General features: G+C 60.4%; 19 protein-coding genes. 11 read left to right on the forward strand and 8 right to left on the reverse strand.

Annotation, left to right across the window (positions count from 1 at the left end; genetic code table 11):
- Window positions 1–23: 23 nt before the first annotated feature.
- The 5 genes from EKH79_RS06810 to mfd all read left to right on the forward strand — a co-directional run bounded on the left by EKH79_RS06810 (window position 24) and on the right by mfd (window position 6,777).
- Entirely contained in the window at window positions 24–968 is a 945-nt protein-coding gene (locus EKH79_RS06810) for a 23S rRNA (adenine(2030)-N(6))-methyltransferase RlmJ (RefSeq protein ID WP_126673001.1), read from the forward strand.
- Between the two features lie 52 nt (window positions 969–1,020).
- Window positions 1,021–1,536, forward strand: a complete 516-nt coding sequence (locus EKH79_RS06815; protein WP_126673002.1) for a Slp family lipoprotein — start codon at window positions 1,021–1,023, stop codon at window positions 1,534–1,536.
- Between the two features lie 41 nt (window positions 1,537–1,577).
- The gene (locus EKH79_RS06820) at window positions 1,578–2,486 is read left to right on the forward strand and encodes a cation diffusion facilitator family transporter (RefSeq protein WP_126673003.1); all 909 of its coding nucleotides are present in this window, start codon (window positions 1,578–1,580) and stop codon (window positions 2,484–2,486) included.
- A gap of 153 nt (window positions 2,487–2,639) precedes the next feature.
- Window positions 2,640–3,245, forward strand: coding sequence for a GNAT family N-acetyltransferase (locus EKH79_RS06825; RefSeq protein ID WP_126673092.1), 606 nt, complete (start codon window positions 2,640–2,642; stop codon window positions 3,243–3,245).
- 79 nt (window positions 3,246–3,324) lie between these two features.
- A complete protein-coding gene (gene mfd, locus EKH79_RS06830) occupies window positions 3,325–6,777 on the forward strand; it encodes a transcription-repair coupling factor (protein WP_126673004.1) in 3,453 nt (1,150 codons plus the stop codon).
- 24 nt (window positions 6,778–6,801) lie between these two features.
- Here the strand turns inward: mfd and egtD are convergent, their stop codons facing one another.
- From egtD to EKH79_RS06855, 5 genes are all read right to left on the reverse strand, one after another.
- A complete protein-coding gene (gene egtD, locus EKH79_RS06835) occupies window positions 6,802–7,767 on the reverse strand; it encodes an L-histidine N(alpha)-methyltransferase (RefSeq protein WP_233590212.1) in 966 nt (321 codons plus the stop codon).
- Between the two features lie 8 nt (window positions 7,768–7,775).
- A complete protein-coding gene (gene egtB / locus EKH79_RS06840; protein WP_233590214.1) occupies window positions 7,776–8,978 on the reverse strand; it encodes an ergothioneine biosynthesis protein EgtB in 1,203 nt (400 codons plus the stop codon).
- A 432-nt stretch (window positions 8,979–9,410) separates the two neighbouring features.
- Complete coding sequence (locus EKH79_RS06845) at window positions 9,411–9,800, reverse strand: hypothetical protein (protein ID WP_126673007.1); 390 nt, start codon at window positions 9,798–9,800, stop codon at window positions 9,411–9,413.
- Window positions 9,801–9,864: 64 nt separating this feature from the next.
- Window positions 9,865–12,051, reverse strand: coding sequence for a bifunctional 23S rRNA (guanine(2069)-N(7))-methyltransferase RlmK/23S rRNA (guanine(2445)-N(2))-methyltransferase RlmL (rlmKL, locus tag EKH79_RS06850; RefSeq protein WP_126673008.1), 2,187 nt, complete (start codon window positions 12,049–12,051; stop codon window positions 9,865–9,867).
- A complete protein-coding gene (locus tag EKH79_RS06855; protein ID WP_126673009.1) occupies window positions 12,048–12,575 on the reverse strand; it encodes an alpha/beta hydrolase in 528 nt (175 codons plus the stop codon). The genes rlmKL and EKH79_RS06855 overlap by 4 nt, the downstream gene beginning before the upstream one ends.
- A gap of 65 nt (window positions 12,576–12,640) precedes the next feature.
- Between EKH79_RS06855 and EKH79_RS06860 the strand changes: the two genes are divergently transcribed.
- From EKH79_RS06860 to EKH79_RS06875, 4 genes are read left to right on the forward strand one after another with little or no spacing between them, the layout of a single operon-like run.
- Complete coding sequence (locus EKH79_RS06860; protein WP_126673010.1) at window positions 12,641–13,207, forward strand: N-acetylmuramoyl-L-alanine amidase; 567 nt, start codon at window positions 12,641–12,643, stop codon at window positions 13,205–13,207.
- A 54-nt stretch (window positions 13,208–13,261) separates the two neighbouring features.
- Window positions 13,262–14,128: an acyl-CoA thioesterase II gene (gene tesB, locus EKH79_RS06865; protein WP_126673011.1), complete on the forward strand. Its 867-nt coding sequence runs from the start codon at window positions 13,262–13,264 to the stop codon at window positions 14,126–14,128.
- Between the two features lie 17 nt (window positions 14,129–14,145).
- Window positions 14,146–14,541, forward strand: coding sequence for a hypothetical protein (locus tag EKH79_RS06870; protein ID WP_126673012.1), 396 nt, complete (start codon window positions 14,146–14,148; stop codon window positions 14,539–14,541).
- A gap of 59 nt (window positions 14,542–14,600) precedes the next feature.
- Window positions 14,601–15,308, forward strand: a complete 708-nt coding sequence (locus EKH79_RS06875) for an arginyltransferase (RefSeq protein ID WP_126673013.1) — start codon at window positions 14,601–14,603, stop codon at window positions 15,306–15,308.
- Window positions 15,309–15,313: 5 nt separating this feature from the next.
- On the opposite strand, the gene EKH79_RS06880 is transcribed toward EKH79_RS06875, so the two are convergent.
- Both EKH79_RS06880 and purT read right to left on the reverse strand, forming a co-directional pair.
- The gene (locus tag EKH79_RS06880; protein WP_126673014.1) at window positions 15,314–16,843 is read right to left on the reverse strand and encodes an FMN-binding glutamate synthase family protein; all 1,530 of its coding nucleotides are present in this window, start codon (window positions 16,841–16,843) and stop codon (window positions 15,314–15,316) included.
- 82 nt (window positions 16,844–16,925) lie between these two features.
- The gene (gene purT, locus EKH79_RS06885; RefSeq protein WP_126673015.1) at window positions 16,926–18,107 is read right to left on the reverse strand and encodes a formate-dependent phosphoribosylglycinamide formyltransferase; all 1,182 of its coding nucleotides are present in this window, start codon (window positions 18,105–18,107) and stop codon (window positions 16,926–16,928) included.
- Between the two features lie 164 nt (window positions 18,108–18,271).
- On the opposite strand from purT, the gene EKH79_RS06890 reads away from it, so the two are divergent.
- Together EKH79_RS06890 and EKH79_RS06895 are read left to right on the forward strand one after the other, a co-directional pair.
- Window positions 18,272–19,141, forward strand: coding sequence for an SPFH domain-containing protein (locus EKH79_RS06890; RefSeq protein ID WP_126673016.1), 870 nt, complete (start codon window positions 18,272–18,274; stop codon window positions 19,139–19,141).
- A gap of 7 nt (window positions 19,142–19,148) precedes the next feature.
- On the forward strand, window positions 19,149–19,340 hold the full coding sequence (locus EKH79_RS06895) for a type II toxin-antitoxin system antitoxin (RefSeq protein ID WP_126673017.1): 192 nt from the start codon (window positions 19,149–19,151) through the stop codon (window positions 19,338–19,340).
- 9 nt (window positions 19,341–19,349) lie between these two features.
- On the opposite strand, the gene EKH79_RS06900 is transcribed toward EKH79_RS06895, so the two are convergent.
- Entirely contained in the window at window positions 19,350–19,727 is a 378-nt protein-coding gene (locus EKH79_RS06900; RefSeq protein ID WP_126673018.1) for a DUF423 domain-containing protein, read from the reverse strand.
- Window positions 19,728–19,749: the final 22 nt, after the last annotated feature.

A 19,749-nucleotide genomic window follows, 5' to 3' on the forward strand; every position in this document is an offset into this window, starting at 1 on the left:
CGCCCAAGCTTGCCTGGATTGCCATGAATTACCGCCACGCCTACCACGCAGGCAATTTCGCCGATGTACTGAAGCACAGCGTGCTATTCGCGTTGATTCAGGCGTTGCGGGTGAAGGAAACCCCTTTCGCGTTCATCGACACTCATGCGGGCAGCGGCTGCTACGCGCTCGACAGCGAGGAAGCAGGCAAGACGGGGGAATATCGCGACGGCATCTCACGCTTGCTGTTTCCCGATCTGCATAAGTCCGATCAGGCGAAAAGCACGACACTGCCGCCACTGCTTCGCCATTGGCTCGACACCATCACAACGTTGCCCGGCAACGAGCATGGACTGAAGCTCTATCCCGGCTCACCGCTGCAGGCAGCGCGAGCCATGCGCGATATCGACAGCGCACAGCTTTGCGAGCTTCGTACGGACGAGGCCTCATTGTTGCGCGAGCTTTTTCATCGCGACGCGCGAGTTCACGTTCATCACCGCAATGGTTATGAAGCACTGAAGGCGCTTATCCCGCCAAAAGAAAAACGCGGACTGGTGCTGATCGATCCGCCGTATGAAGCGCAGGAAGCCGAATACCGGCTGATCGAAACCGCGTTGAAAGCAGCACTGCTGCGCTGGCCGACAGGCATGTATGCCGTGTGGTATCCGATCAAACTGCGCAGTCAGGTGCAGCCTTTCCTGCGCTGGCTACAGCATTGCGGTGCGCGGCGCGTCTTGCGCGCGGAGCTTTTGGTGCATCCGGATGACTCGCCGCTGCGCTTGAATGGTTCGGGCATGGTCATTCTCAACGCGCCGTGGAACCTGGATCAAACGTTGCGCGACGCCATGCCCGCCATGGCGCGTTTGCTTTCGCAGGAACGTCCGGCGGAATGGCTGCTCGACTGGCTGGTGCAGGACGACGAAAAAGCGCCGCCGCCCCAAACCTCGCGTTATCCGGCACGGCTACCGCCGCCCAAGCGCGCCCGCTAAGCTCCGTGTAGACGGCAACCTCATTGCCATGTTCGAGGGAAGGAAGATTGTCATGACCCTTCGTACGCTGTTTCGCGCTCGGCATGTGTTGATTTCTATCGCTGCGCTCGCGTTGGCCGCTTGTGCACCCGCCCCGATTTATCAGGTCGCACCGGGAACAGTCGCCGCGTTGCCAGCGCAGGTTGCGGTGTCGCCGGAGAACTACAGCAAAGGCAATGTCATCTGGGGCGGCAGCGTGATTGCCGTGCGCAATTTTCCGGATCACAGCGAGATTGAAATCCTCGCTTATCCGCTTGATTCCTCGCAGCGTCCACTCATGAACGCACAGGCTGCCGGACGTTTTATTGCGCTATTTCCCGGCTACGTCGAACCTTTCAATTTTCCGGGCGGCTCTCTGATAACCATCAGCGGCCAACTCAACGGAAACCGTTCGGGCGCGGTCGATCAGGCGCAGTACGTGTATCCGCTGGCGAGCGTGTCGCAGTCGCATGTGTGGACACCTGCCGAGATGCGGCAAGGTCATCCGGACATCCATTTTGGTGTCGGCGTGGGTGTGGGCATTCGTTGATGGCGTCTTGACGCGCTGGTTTGCAGACAAGGAACTGAAGCATGTCCGGTCATGCCAATTCGTTGAGAGCCATCTTGCTGGCGCTGGGCGCCAATTTCGCGATCTTCGTCGCCAAGCTGGTGGCTGCCGTCATCACCGGCTCGGGCGCGATGATGGCCGAAGCCGTGCATTCGTTGGCCGATTGCGGCAATCAAGGTTTGCTTCTGCTGGGTATGCAGCAAGCGAAGAAGCCGCCTTCTGATGAGTATCCGCTTGGCTGGGGCCGGGCGATGTATTTCTGGTCGTTCATCGTCGCCGTGCTGCTCTTCGCCGTCGGCGGACTGTTTTCGGTTTACGAAGGCGTCCACAAGTTCTCGCAACCCGAACCATTGAAGTGGCCATGGCTCGCACTGGGCGTGCTGTTGTTCGGCATCGTGGCGGAAAGCATTTCGATGCGCGGTTGCATGCAGGAAGTGAATCGCGCACGCGGCGATCAGAATTTGTGGCGATGGTTTCGCGAAACGCGTTCCAGCGAATTGCTGGTGATCTTCGGCGAAGATCTCGCCGCGCTCGCTGGCTTGTGTCTGGCTGCGATGGCCATCGGCGCCACCATGGCTACGGGCAATCTGATGTTCGACGCATTAGGCACGGTCGCCATTGGCGTGTTGCTGATCGTGGTGGCGATTGCGCTGGCGATCGAGGTGAAGGCACTGCTTATCGGTCAGGGTATGGAGCCGCGACGCCGCGCCGAATTGCTCGCCTTTCTGACCCATCGCGCGGAAGTGGCCGAGATCCTGAATCTGATCACCGTACAGATGGGCCCGGATGTGATGGTGGCGATCAAGGCCCGCATGACTCCTACCGCCGACAATCTCAGCCTGATCGAGGCCATCAACACCGTCGAGCGCGAGATGAAGGCGCAGTTCGCCGAAGTGCGCTGGAGCTTCTTTGAGCCCGATGTGGCCGATTGAGCCGTGGAAGCGTGCTGCGACGCGCCATTGAGTCCACAGAGCTCTGGCGTCCGGCTCAACGCTCAGTGCGCCGTTTTAGGCGCAAATTGCCGCGAAACGTTGCCACGCATTCATGTTGCAGCGCACACAATACGCTAAAGTATGGGCATGACAATGACCCCTGCCCGCGACTCCGGAACCCCTTCCCGGCACACCTCGCTGCCTCCGCGCAGCCGTGAGCGCTTTACGCGCCCTCGGGTCGTCACGACGCCCCATGGGCAGACCGTACACACCGCAGACGGGCGCGAGCTGGTTCTGCGTGCCATCGAACCGGGCGATATCGCCGCCTTGCAGCGCTGCTTTCAGCGCCTTTCGCCGCAGGATGTGCGCCGTCGCTTTATGCATGCCATGTCGGAACTGCCTGCGCCGATGGCCCAGCGCATGTGCCGCATCGATCCGGAATGGGAAGCCGCTTTCGTCCTGATGGATGAAACTGTGAAACCCGCCGAACTGCGCGGCGTGGGCCGTATTTTCGTGGACGAGGCCAGCAACACCGCCGAGTTCTCGGTCCTGGTGGAACGCGACTGGACGCGCATCGGCCTGGGCGCCTTGCTGATGCAGCAACTGGTCGACGAATCCCGCCGCCGCGGCCTCAGCGAGCTGTGGGGCTACGTGCTGATGGAAAACCGCCCGATGCTGCAGCTGTGCAAGGAACTGGGTTTCGTGGCCACGATGCTGCCGGGTGAAGGCGGCACGGCACAAATCCGCCTCACGCTGTAAGAGCCCGACAGAGCGACGCGCTACACTTGCGCGCTCGATAGGCGCGGCATGAGGCCGCGCCTTGCCATGCAGCGTCCCCATGTCGAACCCGATCAGCCACCCGCCCCTTCCCACCACTCCTAAGCAGCGCCGCTTCTGGACCACACCACACGGTTCAGCGCGCGCCTTGTTGGTTGCCGAAGCGGCGAAATCGCATCCGGGATTGCTGGTGGTCGTAACGCGCGATACGCAGCGCGCACATGCACTGGAAGATGAGCTGCGCCTATTTGCCGGCACGTTGCCCGTGCTGCACTTTCCGGATTGGGAAACGTTGCCGTACGACGTCTTCAGTCCGCACCCGGAAATCGTTTCTCAGCGCGTTGCCACGTTGTATCAGCTGCCGAGCGTAAAGCGCGGGGTGCTGGTCGTCTCCGCCGCCACGTTGATGCAGCGCATTGCACCGCGCACGCACATAACCGGCTCGGGCTTGATGCTGAGCAAAGGCCAGAAGCTTGATCTCGCTGTCGAACAGCGCCGCTTGGAAGCCTCCGGTTATCGCCATGTTCCGCAAGTTGCCGAACCCGGCGATTTCGCGGTACGTGGCGCGTTGATCGATATCTTCCCGATGGGTGCGCCCGAGCCGTATCGCATCGAACTCTTCGACGACGAAGTGGAATCGATCCGCAGCTTCGATCCGGAAACGCAGCGCTCGCAGCAACAAGTCGAGAAAGTCGAATTGCTGCCTGCGCGCGAATTCCCCGTCACCGACGATGCGGCGAAAGCGTTCCGCAGCCGTTTGCGCGAGCGCTTCCCGATCGATGTGCGCCGCTGCCCGCTTTATCAGGATATGAAGGAAGGCGTGACGCCCGGCGGTATCGAGTATTACCTGCCATTGTTCTTCGAACATACCGCTACGCTGTTTGATTACCTAGCAGACGATGCGTTGTTCGTGCTCGGTGAAGGCACGCATGAAGCGTCCGAGCAATTCTGGCTGCAGACCGCGGAACGCTACGATCAGCGCGCGCACGACATCGAACGTCCAGTACTACCGCCCGCCGAGCTTTATCTTTCGCCCGATCAGCTGCGCGAACAACTCAACAAGCGTCTGCGCGTCGAAGTGGTCGAGAACGGCCATGAGCATGCAACGTCGTCAGGCACGCAACCGGCACCCGAGCTGCCGCTCAATCGCAAGGGTGAAGAACCCGGCACGTCGCTGCGTCACTTCATTGAAAACTACCCGGGACGCGTGCTGATTGCCGCCGATTCGGCGGGGCGCCGCGAAGCATTGCTTGAACAGGTTGCGGTGGTCGGTCTTCGCCCGCAAAACGTCGATGGCTGGCTGGCGTTCCTCAACGAGGACAGCGCGAAGCTCGCCATCACTATCGCGCCGATGGAGCAAGGCTTTGCGCTGGCGAAACCGGCGCTCACCGTACTCACGGAACGCGAACTGTTCGGCGAACGCGTGCGCACCGAGCGCAAACGTCGTCGCGGCGCGGCGCGCGATCCGGAATCGGTGATCCGTGATCTCACTGAACTCTCTATCGGTTCACCCATCGTCCACGTCGATCACGGCGTGGGCCGATATCAGGGCCTGGTTTCGATGGAATTGGGCGGCATGGAAGGCGAATTCCTCACCATCGAATACGCCAAGGGCGACAAGCTTTACGTGCCGGTCGCCCAGCTCGGCTTGGTGAGCCGCTATTCCGGCACCGCACCGGAATTGGCACCACTGCATTCGCTGGGCGGCGATGCGTGGGAACGCGCACGCAAGAAAGCGGCCGAGAAAGTCCGCGATGTCGCGGCCGAGTTGCTGGCCATTTACGCGCAACGTGAAGCGCGCGGCGGCGAATCGATACCGATCGATCGTCAGTTGGTCGAGGAGTTCGGCAGCAGTTTCCCGTTCGAAGAAACGCCGGATCAGCAGTACGCCATCGACGCCGTGCTGGGCGATCTGGCCGCGCCGCGCGCGATGGATCGCGTGATTTGCGGCGACGTCGGCTTCGGCAAGACCGAAGTGGCGTTGCGCGCAGCGTTCGCCGCCGCCACCGCCGGCAAGCAGGTCGCCGTATTGGTGCCCACCACCCTGCTCGCCCAGCAGCACTATCGCAACTTTGCCGACCGCTTTGCCGATTGGCCGGTGAAAGTTGACGTGCTGTCGCGCTTCCGCTCCACCAAAGATGTGAACGAGGCGCTAAAAAGGCTTGCCGATGGTCAAATCGACGTCATCGTCGGCACGCACAAACTGTTGCAGCCCGACGTCAAGTTCAAGCAGCTTGGACTAGTGATCGTCGACGAAGAACAACGCTTTGGCGTCCGGCAGAAAGAGCAGCTGAAAAAACTGCGTGCGGAAGTCGATCTGTTGACCATGACGGCCACGCCGATTCCGCGCACCCTGAACATGGCGATGAGCGGCTTGCGCGATCTTTCGTTGATTGCCACACCGCCTGCTCATCGCATGGCTGTACGCACCTTTATTTCCGCGTGGGAGCCAGCGCTGATACGCGAAGCGTTCCAGCGTGAACTGCAACGCGGCGGTCAGATATATTTCCTGCATAACGAAGTCGACAGCATCGAACGCGAGGCGCGCGCAATACAGGAACTGATCCCCGATGCGCGCATCGGCATCGCGCACGGACAGATGCCCGAGCGTGAACTGGAACAAGTAATGGCGGATTTCCATCGCCAGCGCTTCAACGTACTGGTCTGCACCACCATTATCGAAACCGGCATCGATATCCCGACCGCGAATACGATCATCATCAATCGTGCGGATCGTTTTGGCCTGGCGCAGTTGCATCAGCTGCGTGGCCGCGTCGGACGCTCACACCATCGTGCGTATGCCTACCTAATCGTGCCCGACCGCAAGGCGATAACGGCGGATGCCGAAAAGCGTCTCGAAGCGCTCGCGTCGCTCGAAGAACTCGGCGCCGGTTTCACGCTTGCGACGCACGATCTGGAAATCCGTGGTGCGGGCGAACTGCTCGGCGACGAGCAATCGGGTCAGATCCAGGAAATCGGCTTCGGTCTTTACACCGAACTGCTGGAACGCGCCGTGCGCGCACTGAAATCCGGCAAGGTGCCCGACTTCGATCTGACCAGCGAACATGAAACGGAAGTGGAATTGCATCTGCCCGCGTTGATTCCAGACGACTACCTGCCCGACGTCCATACGCGCCTGACGCTCTACAAACGCATCGCCAGCGCACGCGACCATGACGCGCTGCGCGAGCTGCAAGTGGAAATGATCGATCGTTTTGGGCTGCTGCCTGATGCTGTGAAGCAACTGTTCGCTATCGCCAGCCTGAAATTGATGGCAACGCCGCTGGGCATCCGCAAGCTCGACTTCGGTGCGAACGGCGGCCGCGTCACCTTCCGCGACAAGCCGGATGTCGACCCGATGGCCATTATTCGCCTGATTCAGAGCCAACCGCGCGTCTACAAACTCGAGGGCCAGGACAAGTTGAAGGTCAATCTCGAATTGCCCGGCGCCACCGAGCGCATTCGGGCTGCGGAAGATATTCTCGGCCGGCTTGGTGCGCGAAAAGCCGCTTAGAAGACGTGAGCAAAGGCGAGCGCGTTACTTCGCGCTCGCTCTGGTCAGATGCTGCAGACTGAAAAGACCCTCCGGGTCGGTCCATACATGCTGCACAGCCAGACCTGCAGAAGCCGCCAGCTCCGCAAAATCTTCCAATGAATATTTGCAGCTGTATTCGACCTGCATCGCTTCGTCTTCGCGGAAAAGCACCTGCATGCGACCGACGCGCACACGTTGTTCGCGCTTGCTGAGAATGTGCGTTTCGATACGGCCGATCATGGCGTTATAGTGCGCACGATGACGGAAACCGCTGAGTTCGAAATTGCAGCCAAGTTCGCGATTGAGCCGGGTGAGCATGTTGAGCGTGAAAGCAGCTGTCACGCCTGCCGCATCGTTGTAGGCGGCCTCAATCACTTTCTTGTCTTTCTTGAGATCGGCGCCCACGAGTATGCCGCCGTTATCGCCCATCTCGCCGCGCATCTTGCGCAGCAATTGCGCTGCGTCGCGCTCCTCGAAGTTGCCGATGGTGGAACCGGGGAAGTAGATCACCGTGCGGCCCGGCATGCGCGGCGGCACCGGCAGACGCAACGGACGCGTGAAATCGGTGGACAGCGGTTGAATCGGCAGCTGCGGAAAAACCTGCTCCATGTTGTGCATGCTGATGCGCAACGGCTCGGAGGAGATTTCAATCGGCACCCACGAGACCGGCGTCTGCAGATGCTCCAGCAACAGGCGCGTTTTGATCGCGTGCCCACTGCCGTATTCCACAAGCCGAACATCCGGACCAAGCACGTTGGCAATATCGGTCGCGTGTTCACGCAGCAGCGCTATCTCCGCTCGCGTGAGGTAATACTCCGGCTGCTCGCAAATCTGCTCGAAAAGCTCCGAGCCTTTTTCGTCGTAGAACAGCCAGGAAGGCAGACGTTTGGGCTGCGCACGCAGCCCCCGCTGGACGACCTGCAACAGTTCGTTATCAGGCGGGCGCTGTTCGTCCCGCAGTGCAGACATTTGAACGCTCATCGATCGTGTCCCAGACGGATGCCCGCAAATTGCCAGCGGGCATGGGGCGGAAAGAAATTTCGGTAGCTGACACGAATGTGGTCGTTCGGAGTTGCGCAGGAACCGCCACGCAACACCCACTGTCCATTCATGAACTTCCCGTTGTATTCGCCCAATGCACCGGGCAACGTTTTAAAACCGGGGTAACTCACATAAGGCGACGCGGTCCATTCCCAGACATCGCCATACATCTGCTGCAGACCGTCGCCATGCGAGGCAGCGACCGGATGAAAGCGATGGCTTTCCAGAAAATTACCGGTTGCATTGAGACCTGCGGCGGCGTCTTCCCATTCGGCTTCCGTGGGCAGCCGCGCGCCAGCCCATCGGGCAAACGCATCGGCTTCGAAATAGCTCAAATGGCAAACCAGTGCGTTGGGTTCCAACTCGCGAATGCCCATGAGCGTGAATTCACTCGACAGATCGTCCTGCCAATACAACGGCCGCTGCCAACCTTCGCGTTGCACGGTGGCCCATCCGTCGGATAGCCACAACCCAGCTTCGCGATAACCGCCGTCGCGCACGAACGCAAGATATTCGCTGTTTGTTACAGGACGATTGGCGATGGTATGCGGCGACAGCCACGTGCGATGTCTCGGCGTTTCGTTGTCGTAAGCGAAGTGCTTACCTTGATAACCGATATCGACCGCACCTTCTCTTCCGGCAACAAAGCGCATGGGCGTCGATGGACTGGCCGATGCGCCCATGACGACATCACGATAGGCCGGACGCAACGGATTGCACCAGAACGCATGCTTCAGATCGGTCAGCAACAATTCTTGATGTTGCTGTTCGTGATGCAATCCAAGTTCGATGCGCGAGGCAAGCTCGTCATCGATACCGTGCGAGATCAACTCACCCACGGCTTCGTCGATACGCGCGCGGTAATCGCGAATTTCATCCACGGTGGGGCGCGACAATAATCCGCGCTGCGGCCGCGCATGCATCGGCCCTACCGATTCGTAGTACGAATTGAACAGGTAGTACCACGCGGGGTTGGGCGATCGATACGACGGATCATTCCCGAGCACGAACTGCTCGAAGAACCATGTGGTATGCGCGAGATGCCATTTGCTCGGACTGGCATCGGGCATCGACTGCACCTGCAGGTCTTCCGGTGCAAGCCCGTTGGTCAACGCAAGGGTTTGACGACGAATGCGCATGAAACGCGCAAGGGCGTCCTCAGTGTGGACTGCTAGTGTTGGAGAGTTCATGACGCAGTTGGGATGCGAAGGGGGGTGCTGCGATACACCTGTGGAGAGGCGATCAGCGAGGGAGAATGCCCGCCAACATGCCGCAAAGGCCGTTCACAGAGCGTGATATGCACATAATGCGAGGTCGTCGTGACTGCGAGTCAAGCCATCGTTGCGTGGTGGTACGGCAATGAAGCGGTGTCATGAGGACCCCTCATCTTCGTGGCGCTGTGGTGTGTTCGTCTCACAAGCGTGGGGTCGTTACATCTGCAATCAACCCCACCAGGCCATCGCCCACTTAACTCCCTCACCCCGGCGAAGTGCAAACTGCAGTGCACAAAAAAAGCCCGGCTCGGCCGGGCTTTTTTTTGTGATTGCTTGAATGAATCAGGTGCTGATCAATTATTGAGCAGGACCGACATAGCGCGTCTGGTACGGGTCCGACGTCACCACTACCGGCGGCGGCGGGGGAGCACTGTAAACCACCGTGCCCGGGGCATAGTAACCAGGGCCGTACACCACCGCCGGCGGCCCGTAGTAGTACGGGGGCGGTGCCGTGGCGCTGATCACTGCGCCAGCCACCAGGCCACCGACGACAGCACCCGCGATCCAGCGACCGCCGTACCAATAACCGCCGCCGCGATAGCAGCAGCCGCCATGGTAGTAACCACCGTGGTAACCGCCACCACCGTGCCAGCCCCAGGGGGCCGCAGATGCGCCTACCGGCACAGCCGCGGCAGTGGCGAGAGCCAAACCGATCGCTACGAACTTGCCGACATTACGTTTGAACATGACACACCTCCGTCAAGATGGAAGTTATGTTCGATCCGAAGCGCTTAATCTGTACTGAAGCGTTTCATTTCTTTACATTCACATTTGCCCAAGGATTTATCTCGCCCTCAGCTGCCTTCAACCGCAGCAACCAGCAGTCGTGAATGTTCGATCGGCGGGAGAAATCGAAGGGAATACTGCCGGCGCCCCAGTTCTCGATGGACAGGCGATCTTCAAGCGCTTCACGGTCGAGCGTGAAGCGGCGAAAGTTATTCGAAAACACGATAACGCCATCGCCAGTAAGACGATCCGCGCACGCCAGCAGCAAGGCGACGTGATCGCGCTGCACATCGAAATCGTCCGCGCGCTTGGAATTGGAGAAGGTCGGCGGATCGACATAGATCAGCCCGAAATGATCGCGCGAGCTTTTCAGAAAACCTGTCGCATCCAATTGCATCAGGCGATGTTTCGTACCGGTGAATCCATTGAGCGCGAGATTGCGCGATGCCCAATCGAGATACGTTCCCGACAGATCCACACTGGTGGTGTCGCGCGCACCACCCGCCGCGGCATAGACGCTAGCGGTGGCGGTATAGGCAAACAGGTTGAGGAAGCGGCGCCCCTTGGCCAGCTCGCGCAGCTTTGCGCGCACCAGACGGTGATCAAGAAAAAGGCCGGTATCCAGGTAGTCGTAGAGGTTGACCATGAACGTCAGGCCGCCCTCTTCCACTTCGATGAATTCGCCGCGCTGATCGAATTGCCCGTATTTGGAACCACCCTTGCCGCGCTCGCGTGTCTTCAGCGCAATGCGTGTGCGCGGTGTTTCGAATAGTTCGCCGGCGACGCGCGCGATCTCGCGTACGCGGGTTTGACTGACGTCGGCAGGTACATCGGCGGGTGCGCGATATTCCTGGATATGCAGGTGCGTGGTATTGGAAGTGTCCGTGTACACATCGATGGCCGCCGCGTATTCGGGCAGATCCTGATCGTACGCGCGCCACGCATGAATGCCTTCGCGATCCAGCCGTTTGCGCAAATGGCGGACATTCTTTTCCAGCCGGTTCTTCAGCATCTGCGCGCCGGCGGAAAGCGGCGGCCTCTCGCGTGGCGTTTCATCGCGCGCGTGCAATTCGAAGATCAGCAACACGGTTTCGAGCGCACCGTTGTAGAGCGCGTATTTCTTTTCGGGACGAAGCGTCGTTGCGCGGCCGAGTTCCGCATCGCCGGCAAGTATCGCTGCGCGCCATCCCGTGAAGCGATCACGCAACGCTTCACCCAGCATGCGGTAGAGCTTGGGCATGCTTTCGCGATCGCCCAGTCGTTCGCCATAAGGTGGGTTGGTGATCACCAGGCCAGTAGTTACGCCAGGAGGTGGCGCGACATGCAGCGCATCGTGGCGATCCAATGTAAAGAACCCCGCAACGCCTGCTTCCTGCGCGTTGCGCTTGGCGGTCTGCACCATGCGCGAATCGGTATCGGAACCGAAGAAGCAGCTGCGCAGCGCCGGCAACCCGGCTTCGGCGCGCTTGCGCGCTTCATCCAGCAAACCGCGCCATAGCGGAATGTCGTGCTGCTTCCAGCCGAGGAACCCGTAATAGTCGCGGCGCAATCCCGGCGCCACGTCCGCCGCCATCAATGCACCTTCGATCAGCAGCGTGCCCGATCCACACATGGGATCGAGCAACGCGCCACCTTGCGCATAGATCTGCGGCCAGCCCGCGCGAAGCAACATCGCTGCAGCAAGGTTTTCCTTCAGCGGCGCTTCGCCCTGCTGCTCGCGCCAGCCACGGCGGTGCAAGGGCGAGCCAGCGAGATCGATCGACAACGTCGCACGATCGCGTCGCAGCCGAAGATTGATGCGCACATCCGGCTCTTCCGTATCGACAGCGGGACGTTCCTGCCCACGCTCACGGAATTGATCCACCACGGCGTCTTTCACGCGCTGCGCAAGAAACTGGCTATGCGCCATCTTGCTTTGCGACGTGTTGGCATCCACGGCCAAGGTTGCATGCGGTGCGAGATGGTCCGTCCAGTCGACGGACTGCACGCCCGCGTACAGTGCATCGTCCGAAGCGGCCTCGAATTCGGCGATGGGCACGAGGATGCGACTGGCCAGACGCGACCACAAGCAGGCGCGATACGCGGTGTCCAGATTGCCTGAAAAACGCACGCCAGCCAGCGCTTCGTGCACATCGGTAGCGCCGATCGCGATCAACTCATCGCGCAGCAGATATTCCAGTCCCTTGGGACAGGTTGCAAAGTAATCGCTCAAGTGCGCGCCGCCAGTTGTTCCAGGAAGAGACCGAACTGCCGCGCAATCGCGTCGACGTGTGCGCTCAGGCGATGGTCATCGTCCAGCACCAGCAATGGCAAGGAACGGCGCATGGCGAATTCGTAAATGTCATCCAGCGGACAGACATCATCCTGCCAGCCGTGAACGAGCAGCGTGGGCACGTCCAGCCGGACATCGAACGCGTAGTCGCTGCCGGGAATCACCGCCGGAGTCGCCAACAGGAACAGCCCTGCGACCGGCACCTCCAGCGACGCGAGACCGGAAACGAAAGATCCCATGCTCGAACCGACCAGCACGGGCTGCGTGCTGCTTGCGGCGATGCGGTCGTGCAAACGGGCAACGCGCGGCGTGATGCAGCCGGCGTGGCCAAGCGCGTCGTCCGCGCGATAGTCGGGGCGTTCACTGGTCCATCCCATCGATTCCGCGACCTTGGCCAGCGCACTGACCTTGGTGGCGTCCGGGCCCGAGTCCGAACCGTGGGAAAGAATGACGTGTCCGGGCATGACCTTCTCCATAAACCTGCCAAACAGGACGCGCATGATAGCCCCGCTCATGCGAGACTGCCGTCATGCCGATGCTGACCATTCACGACCAGCCGCTGCCCTACGTTGCCAAATTGCCCGAACGTCCCGCCAGTGCGGTCACGCTGGTGGTGATTCATTGCACGGAATTGCCGGATCTTGCGACCGCCCGCGAGTATGGCGAGAAGGTGTTGTACGACGACGGCACCGGCAACAGCGGTCACTATTACATCGACCGCGACGGCTCGGTTTACCTGTACGTGCCGGGCACACGCATTGCCCATCATGTGCGCGGATACAACCCGCAATCGATCGGCATCGAGCTGGTGAACCGCGGACGCTACCCGCACTGGTTCGACTCCACCCAGCAAACCATGACGGAGCCTTACAGGGCCGCGCAGATCGCCTCGCTGCGAGCGCTGCTGGCGCAGCTGCGAGCGGACTATCCGAACCTGCATGAGATCGCCGGCCATGAGGATCTGGATATTGCCCGGGTGCCGGCCAGCGACGACCCCGCCAGGGAAGTGCCGCGCAAATTGGACCCCGGCCCGCTGTTCCCATGGGCCGAGGTGCTCGCGGGCAGCGGTTTGAAACGCATCGGCGCAGGCCATTAGCTACCGCCGCACCGCTATAATCGCGGGCTACTTTTTACGCCACAGGCCACCGCCATGCGGGAAACGCACGTCAACGAACTGGTCGAGCTGTTGCAGCTCGAACGGCTGGAAGACAATCTTTTTCGCGGCCAGAGCCGGGATATCGGCACACGCTTCGTGTTCGGCGGCCAGGTGCTCGGACAGGCGCTGGCGGCCGCGCAGCAGACGGTCGACGAGTCGCGCGAAGCGCATTCGCTTCATGCTTACTTCCTGCGCGCGGGCGATATCGATGCGCCGATCGTCTACAGCGTGGAGCGTGCGCGTGACGGCGGTTCGTTCTCCGCACGCCGGGTGGTGGCCATTCAGCACGGTCAACCGATCTTGAACGGCGCCATCTCCTTCCAGGTTCCGGAGAAAGGTGTCGAGCATCAATCCACCATGCCGGAAGTGCCCGCGCCGGAGGATCTGGAACCGATGCACCGCGTTCCTCAAAAGGAACTGGCACGGTTGCCGGTGAAATTGCAGCGCTGGCTGGGTAGCGACGGCCCGTTCGAATTTCGTCAGGTATGGCCGCGAGACGAATTGCACCCGGCCAAACGTCCGCCCATCCAGCACATCTGGTTCCGCCTCACCTCGCCCATCGGCGACTCGCCAAGCCTGCATCGCGCCTTGCTGGCCTACGCATCGGATTTCCACCTGATCGGCACCGCCACCCTGCCACACGGTGTGTCCTACCTCACACACAACATCCAGATGGCCAGCCTCGACCACGCGTTGTGGTTCCATCGCCCGTTCCGGGTCGACGACTGGCTGCTCTATTCCTTCGACAGTCCGACCGCGCAAGGTGCGCGAGGCCTCGCACGTGGGCAGATCTTCAGTCGGGATGGCCGGTTGGTCGCGTCGACCGCGCAAGAAGGGCTAATCCGTCTGCGCGGCGATTGATTAGTTAGACTTAACGCATGCGCCTGCTCTATACCTCACCTCGCCAGGAAAACATCGACCGCGTTGTCGCCTTCATGAGCGAAAACGGCGTCGAGACCACCATCACCAATCGTTCCAACTGGAACCGGCCGAGCTACCAGCGCTTCAGCTATCAACAGCGCCGGGAAAACCGCGACAACTGGCCACAAGTGTGGGTGAGCCGCGCGGACGATTACACGAAAGCGCGTGAACTGCTGCGCCAGCTGGGCATCGAGCCGATTGTCCGTTACGGCGAGGAATTGCGGGCCGACCGCAATCCCGGCACGGTCTATGACCGACGGGAACATACGGTCGCCCGCGTCAGGCGTATTGTCCTGTTAGCCATCCTGGGCGTGTTCATGGTCCTCGCTCTGCGCTACCTGCACGTCATCTAAGTCGTTTTCTGCCCGAAAATCCTTGCCACGGTGGCCGTCAGCGGTCATAGAATCGGGCTATGCGTTCCGATCACGTCCGACTGTTCCAAACATTGCCGCACAGTTGCGGTTATTTTGTTGGGCGCACGGCACAGAATCTGGTGATCGATCCGGCTGCGCCGCAGCTGGATCGGCTGTACGGTGCTGCGCTGGATCACGGCTTTCGTCGCGCGGGCGGTCACCTTTATTTTCCGCATTGCCCGAATTGTCATGCATGCACGCCATGCCGCATTGATGTGGCGCGCTTCAAACCCGATCGTTCGCAGCGCCGCTGCCTGAAACGCAACGCCGACATTACCGTGAGCGAACGCATGGCAGGCTACAACAGCGAGCGTCATGTGCTCTATTCGCGTTATCTGCGAGCACGTCATCCCGGTGGCGGCATGGACGAAGCGGAAGCGAGCGACTTCCGGCGCTTTCTCACAGCGCCGTGGAGTCCGACCGTTTTTCTGGAGATGCATCTAAACGGTCAACTTGTTGGTGTCGCAGTGACCGATGTGTGCAACACGGGCGTTTCCGCCGTTTACACCTTCTACGATCCGGACGAACAGGATCGCGGATTAGGTACGTTTGCGATCCTGCAACAAGTCGAGTTGGCGCGGCGCCGTGGTATTCCCTGGGTTTATCTTGGCTTCTGGATCGATGGCCATCCCAAGATGGATTACAAAAAGCGTTTCCAGCCGCTGCAGGTACGCACCACAGAAGGCTGGACAGATCTGCGTCGATGATGCCGTCAAGGTAGTTCGCTGGCTTTCTGCCCTTCCGGCGCCTTCGGATACGGGAACAACGAGATAAGCGGCACCGAAATACCATCGTCGCCGACGATCCGGCAGTGCGTGCGATCCAGTTCGCGCGGATCATCCACACCGCAGCTATGCGCAATGATGCCCACTTCGTGCATCACATTTTTCGCGTAATGCGCAACGCGTTCGCTCTTGTCAGTCACGACCAGGCCGCGTTGCAGACGAGGATTCTGCGTGGTGATGCCGGTTGGACAGGTATTGCGGCTGCATTGCAGCGATTGGATGCAACCCAGCGCAAGCATGAAACCGCGCGCTGAATTGACAAAGTCAGCACCCATCGACAGCGCCCACGCCACGTCGTACGCCGTGATGCACTTGCCCGAGCAGATCACCTTGATGCGATCGCGCAGGCCTTGCGTGGTGAGCGTATCCACCAAACCGGGCAACGCTTCATGCAGCGGCAAACCCACACCTTCCATCAACGTTTGCGGTGCAGCGCCCGTACCGCCTTCCGAACCGTCGACGATGATGAAATCCGGCGCGCTCTCGATGCCGCGCTTGTAGATCTCTTCGCACAACTCGTTGATCCATCCCATATCGCCAAACACCGCTTTGAAGCCCGTGGGTTTGCCGGTGATATCGCGGATGTGATTGATGGAGTCCATCAATTGGGAAACGTTGCCGATATCCAGGTGACGGTTGGGGCTCTGCGAATCCTTGCCCACGGGAATGCCGCGAATCTCCGCAATTTCCGGCGTGACTTTCGCTGCCGGCAACAAGCCGCCCATACCCGGCTTGGCGCCCTGCCCCAGCTTGATGCTGACCATCTTCACCTGCTTGTGCGCGCAGATCGCCAGCAGCTTCTGATCATCGAGCTTGCCGTCGGGCGTGCGCACGCCGTATTTCGCGGTGCCAATCTCAAACACGATGTCGCAACCACCTTCCAGGTGATACGGCGCCAGGCCGCCCTCGCCCGTGTCCATCCAGATACCGGCCTTTTTCGCGCCGATGGACAGCGCACGCACGGCAGGTGCGGATAATGCACCGAAACTCATCGCGGAAATATTGAAGAACGCAGCATGATCGTACGGCTCGCGTGCATACGGACCGATGCGCACCGGCTTGGGATCGACGTGATGGTCGCCCAGTGACGGAAACGCCGCGTTGACGAAGAACGGCACGCCTTCTCCACGCAAATCGCGCGTGGAACCGAACGAATTGGTGTTTTCCGAATTCTTCGCCGCGCGATACACCCACATGCGTTGCGCACGATTGAACGGCAGCTCTTCGCGATCGCTGGAATACAGGTACTGCCGGAAAAATTCACCCAGATGCAGGAACCAGTAACGGAAGTGCCCGATCACCGGGTAGTTGCGCAGCACCGAGTTGTGCGTCTGGTTGCGGTCGAGCACCCAGACCACCGCCACGACCAGGACCACAACGACCAGCAGCAGCACAAACAAGAGTGCGAAGGTTTCCACCAGCACGACCAACCAATGCGCAAAGCCCGTCGATTCCATCTCGCTCTCCCTTCGTCAACGGCTGCTGCCATTGTGGTCTTGATGTGTGCGCGGCATCGGCGCCGCAGGTGTCACATGAATTCTACAACTCGGTGCGAATGACTTTGGCGGCGCGGATGGCCTTGGCCTTCGCCGCCTCGATATCCGTATCGCGCGCCAACGTTACCGCCATGCGACGGCGGCCCTTCACCTCCGGTTTGCCGAAGATGCGCAGCTGGGTGTCCATTTCCGCCAGCGCCTCGGCAATGCCGTGATAACGAGGCGCCTGCCCTTCACCTTCGACCAGCACCGCGCAGGATGCCGACGCGCCGTTCTGACGAATGATGGGAATGGGCAAACCGAGAATCGCGCGTGCATGCAATGCAAATTCGGAGAGGTCTTGCGAGATCAGCGTAACCAGGCCGGTATCGTGCGGACGCGGACTGACTTCGGAAAAGATCACGCTGTCGCCTTTGACGAAGAACTCGACGCCAAAGACACCCCAGCCGCCCAGCGCGCTGGTAATCGCCTCGGCTTGCCGCTCTGCCTCGGCCAACGCAACGGGGCTCATTGGCTGCGGCTGCCAGGATTCGCGGTAATCACCATCTTCCTGACGGTGTCCAATCGGCGCGCAGAAGCTGGTGCCCGCTTTGTGTCGTACGGTGAGCAAGGTGATTTCATAGTCGAACGGAACAAACCCTTCGACGATCACTTTGCCCTTGCCAGCACGACCACCCGATTGTGCGTAGTCCCAGGCGTGCTGCACGCCGGATACATCACGGACGATGCTTTGCCCCTTGCCCGACGAACTCATCACCGGCTTGATCACGAACGGAAAACCGATGGCCGCCACCGCGTCGCGATAGTCCGCTTCGTTGTCGCAGAAACGATAAGGTGACGTGGGCAAGCCAAGTTCTTCTGCGGCGAGTCGGCGAATGCCCTCGCGATTCATGGTCAGCCAGGTGGCGCGCGCGGTCGGAACGACCTTCAGCCCTTCCTTTTCCAGTTCCATCAGCGTCGGCGTGTGGATCGCTTCGATTTCGGGCACGACCAGATCGGGTTTTTCCTGCTCGATCAAGGCGCGTAGTGCGGCGCCGTCGAGCATGTCGATGACGTGACTTCGATGGGCCACCTGCATGGCCGGCGCATTCGCATAGCGATCGACCGCGATCACTTCCACCGCAAAACGCTGCAATTCGATGGCCACTTCCTTGCCCAGCTCGCCGGATCCGAGCAGTAGAACCTTCAAGGCATGGTTCGAATGGGGCGTTCCAAACGGCTTCATCGCGATCTCCTGAAAAACGGAGATTGTACGACTAGCGCGTTGCCGTCCTGCGATGGATTCCCCGGCTCCCGATACGGTTAGGCCGCCTGCTCCCCGGCCTTCCGACCAGCACTTGCATCTGATATCAAAAAGATATCTACTTCGCGCATCAGGAGGGTCAAATCATGAATGAGCGCACTGGGTTTTCCGTCAGCGGTATCCCGTTTGTCATTGTGTGGTTGCTGCTGGCGTTGTCGGGTTTTGTTTTCTATCTGCTGGCCGGCCAGGCGGGCATGCCGCCGTGGATCGGCGGCATAGGTATCGCCATCCATGCCCTGGATATCTGGTTCCTCAAAGGGTTCTTCCAGGTCGCCCCGAACGAGGGGCAAGTGATGCAGCTGTTCGGCAAATACGCCGGCACGGTGCGCGAGGAAGGTCTGCGCTGGACCAATCCGTTCTACACCCGGCGGCGCATCTCGCTGCGCGTGCGCAACTTCGAAAGCAATAAGTTGAAGGTCAATGATTTCGATGGCAACCCGATCGAAATCGCCGCGGTGGTGGTGTGGCAGGTTGTCGATACCGCGGAAGCCGTGTTCTGCGTCGATAACTACGAGAACTTCGTGCAGATCCAAAGCGAGTCCGCCCTGCGTCAGATGGCACAAAGCTATCCCTACGACGGGCGCGACGATGGCAAACCGTCGCTGCGCAGTCACGGCGAGGAAATCAACAATCACCTGCGCGACGAAATCCAGGCGCGCCTGGGCAAAGCGGGCGTGCAGGTGACCGAATCTCGTATCAGCCATCTCGCTTACGCACAGGAAATCGCGCAGGTCATGCTGCAGCGGCAGCAGGCAAGCGCGATTATCGCGGCGCGCGAACGCATCGTCGAAGGTGCGGTCGGCATGGTCGCCATGGCGTTGGATAAGCTGCGCACGCAGGGCGTCGTCGATCTGGATGAAGAGCGCAAGGCGGCGATGGTGAGCAATCTGCTGGTGGTGCTCTGCGGCGATCGCAGCACGCAGCCGGTAGTCAACGCCGGCACGCTCCATAACTGACGGCATCATGGCGGCCGATAAAAAAGCCTATCCGCTACGCATCAGCGCGACGGTGCTGGAAGCCATGCAACGCTGGGCGGATGACGAATTGCGTAGCGTCAACGCCCAGATTGAATACGTGCTGCGCGAGGCCTTGCAGAAAAGCGGACGATTAAAGCAAGGGAAGGTCAAACCGCTAACGGATGACGAAACGCGTTGAACGCGTCCTTCAATCGCGCTGGGAGCGAAGTGACAATCCCAGCGCGATCCACCCGGCGATAAATGCCACGCCGCCAAATGGCGTCACGATCCCGGTCCATCGCGGCGCTCCGAGCGCAAGCGCATAAAGACTTCCGCTGAAGAGCACGATACCCAGTGCAAACAAGATCACCGCTATGCGCGACGCCCTGCCCGGCCCCGACCACACGGCAACCGCCAACGCTAACGCATGCCAGAAGTGGTACTCCACCGCGGTATGCCAGAGCTCGTGCTGAGAAGCACTGAGCGTATCGCGCAGCGCATGTGCGCCGAATGCGCCGAGCAACACGGCGCTCGCGCCCGCGATCCCGACCAGCCAGCCATCGTTTTTGCGGACAAGTTGTCGCATGAAGATGGGTTTCCCTCGGCAA

The organism is Dyella dinghuensis (assembly GCF_003977615.1).
Taxonomy (GTDB): domain Bacteria; phylum Pseudomonadota; class Gammaproteobacteria; order Xanthomonadales; family Rhodanobacteraceae; genus Dyella_B; species Dyella_B dinghuensis.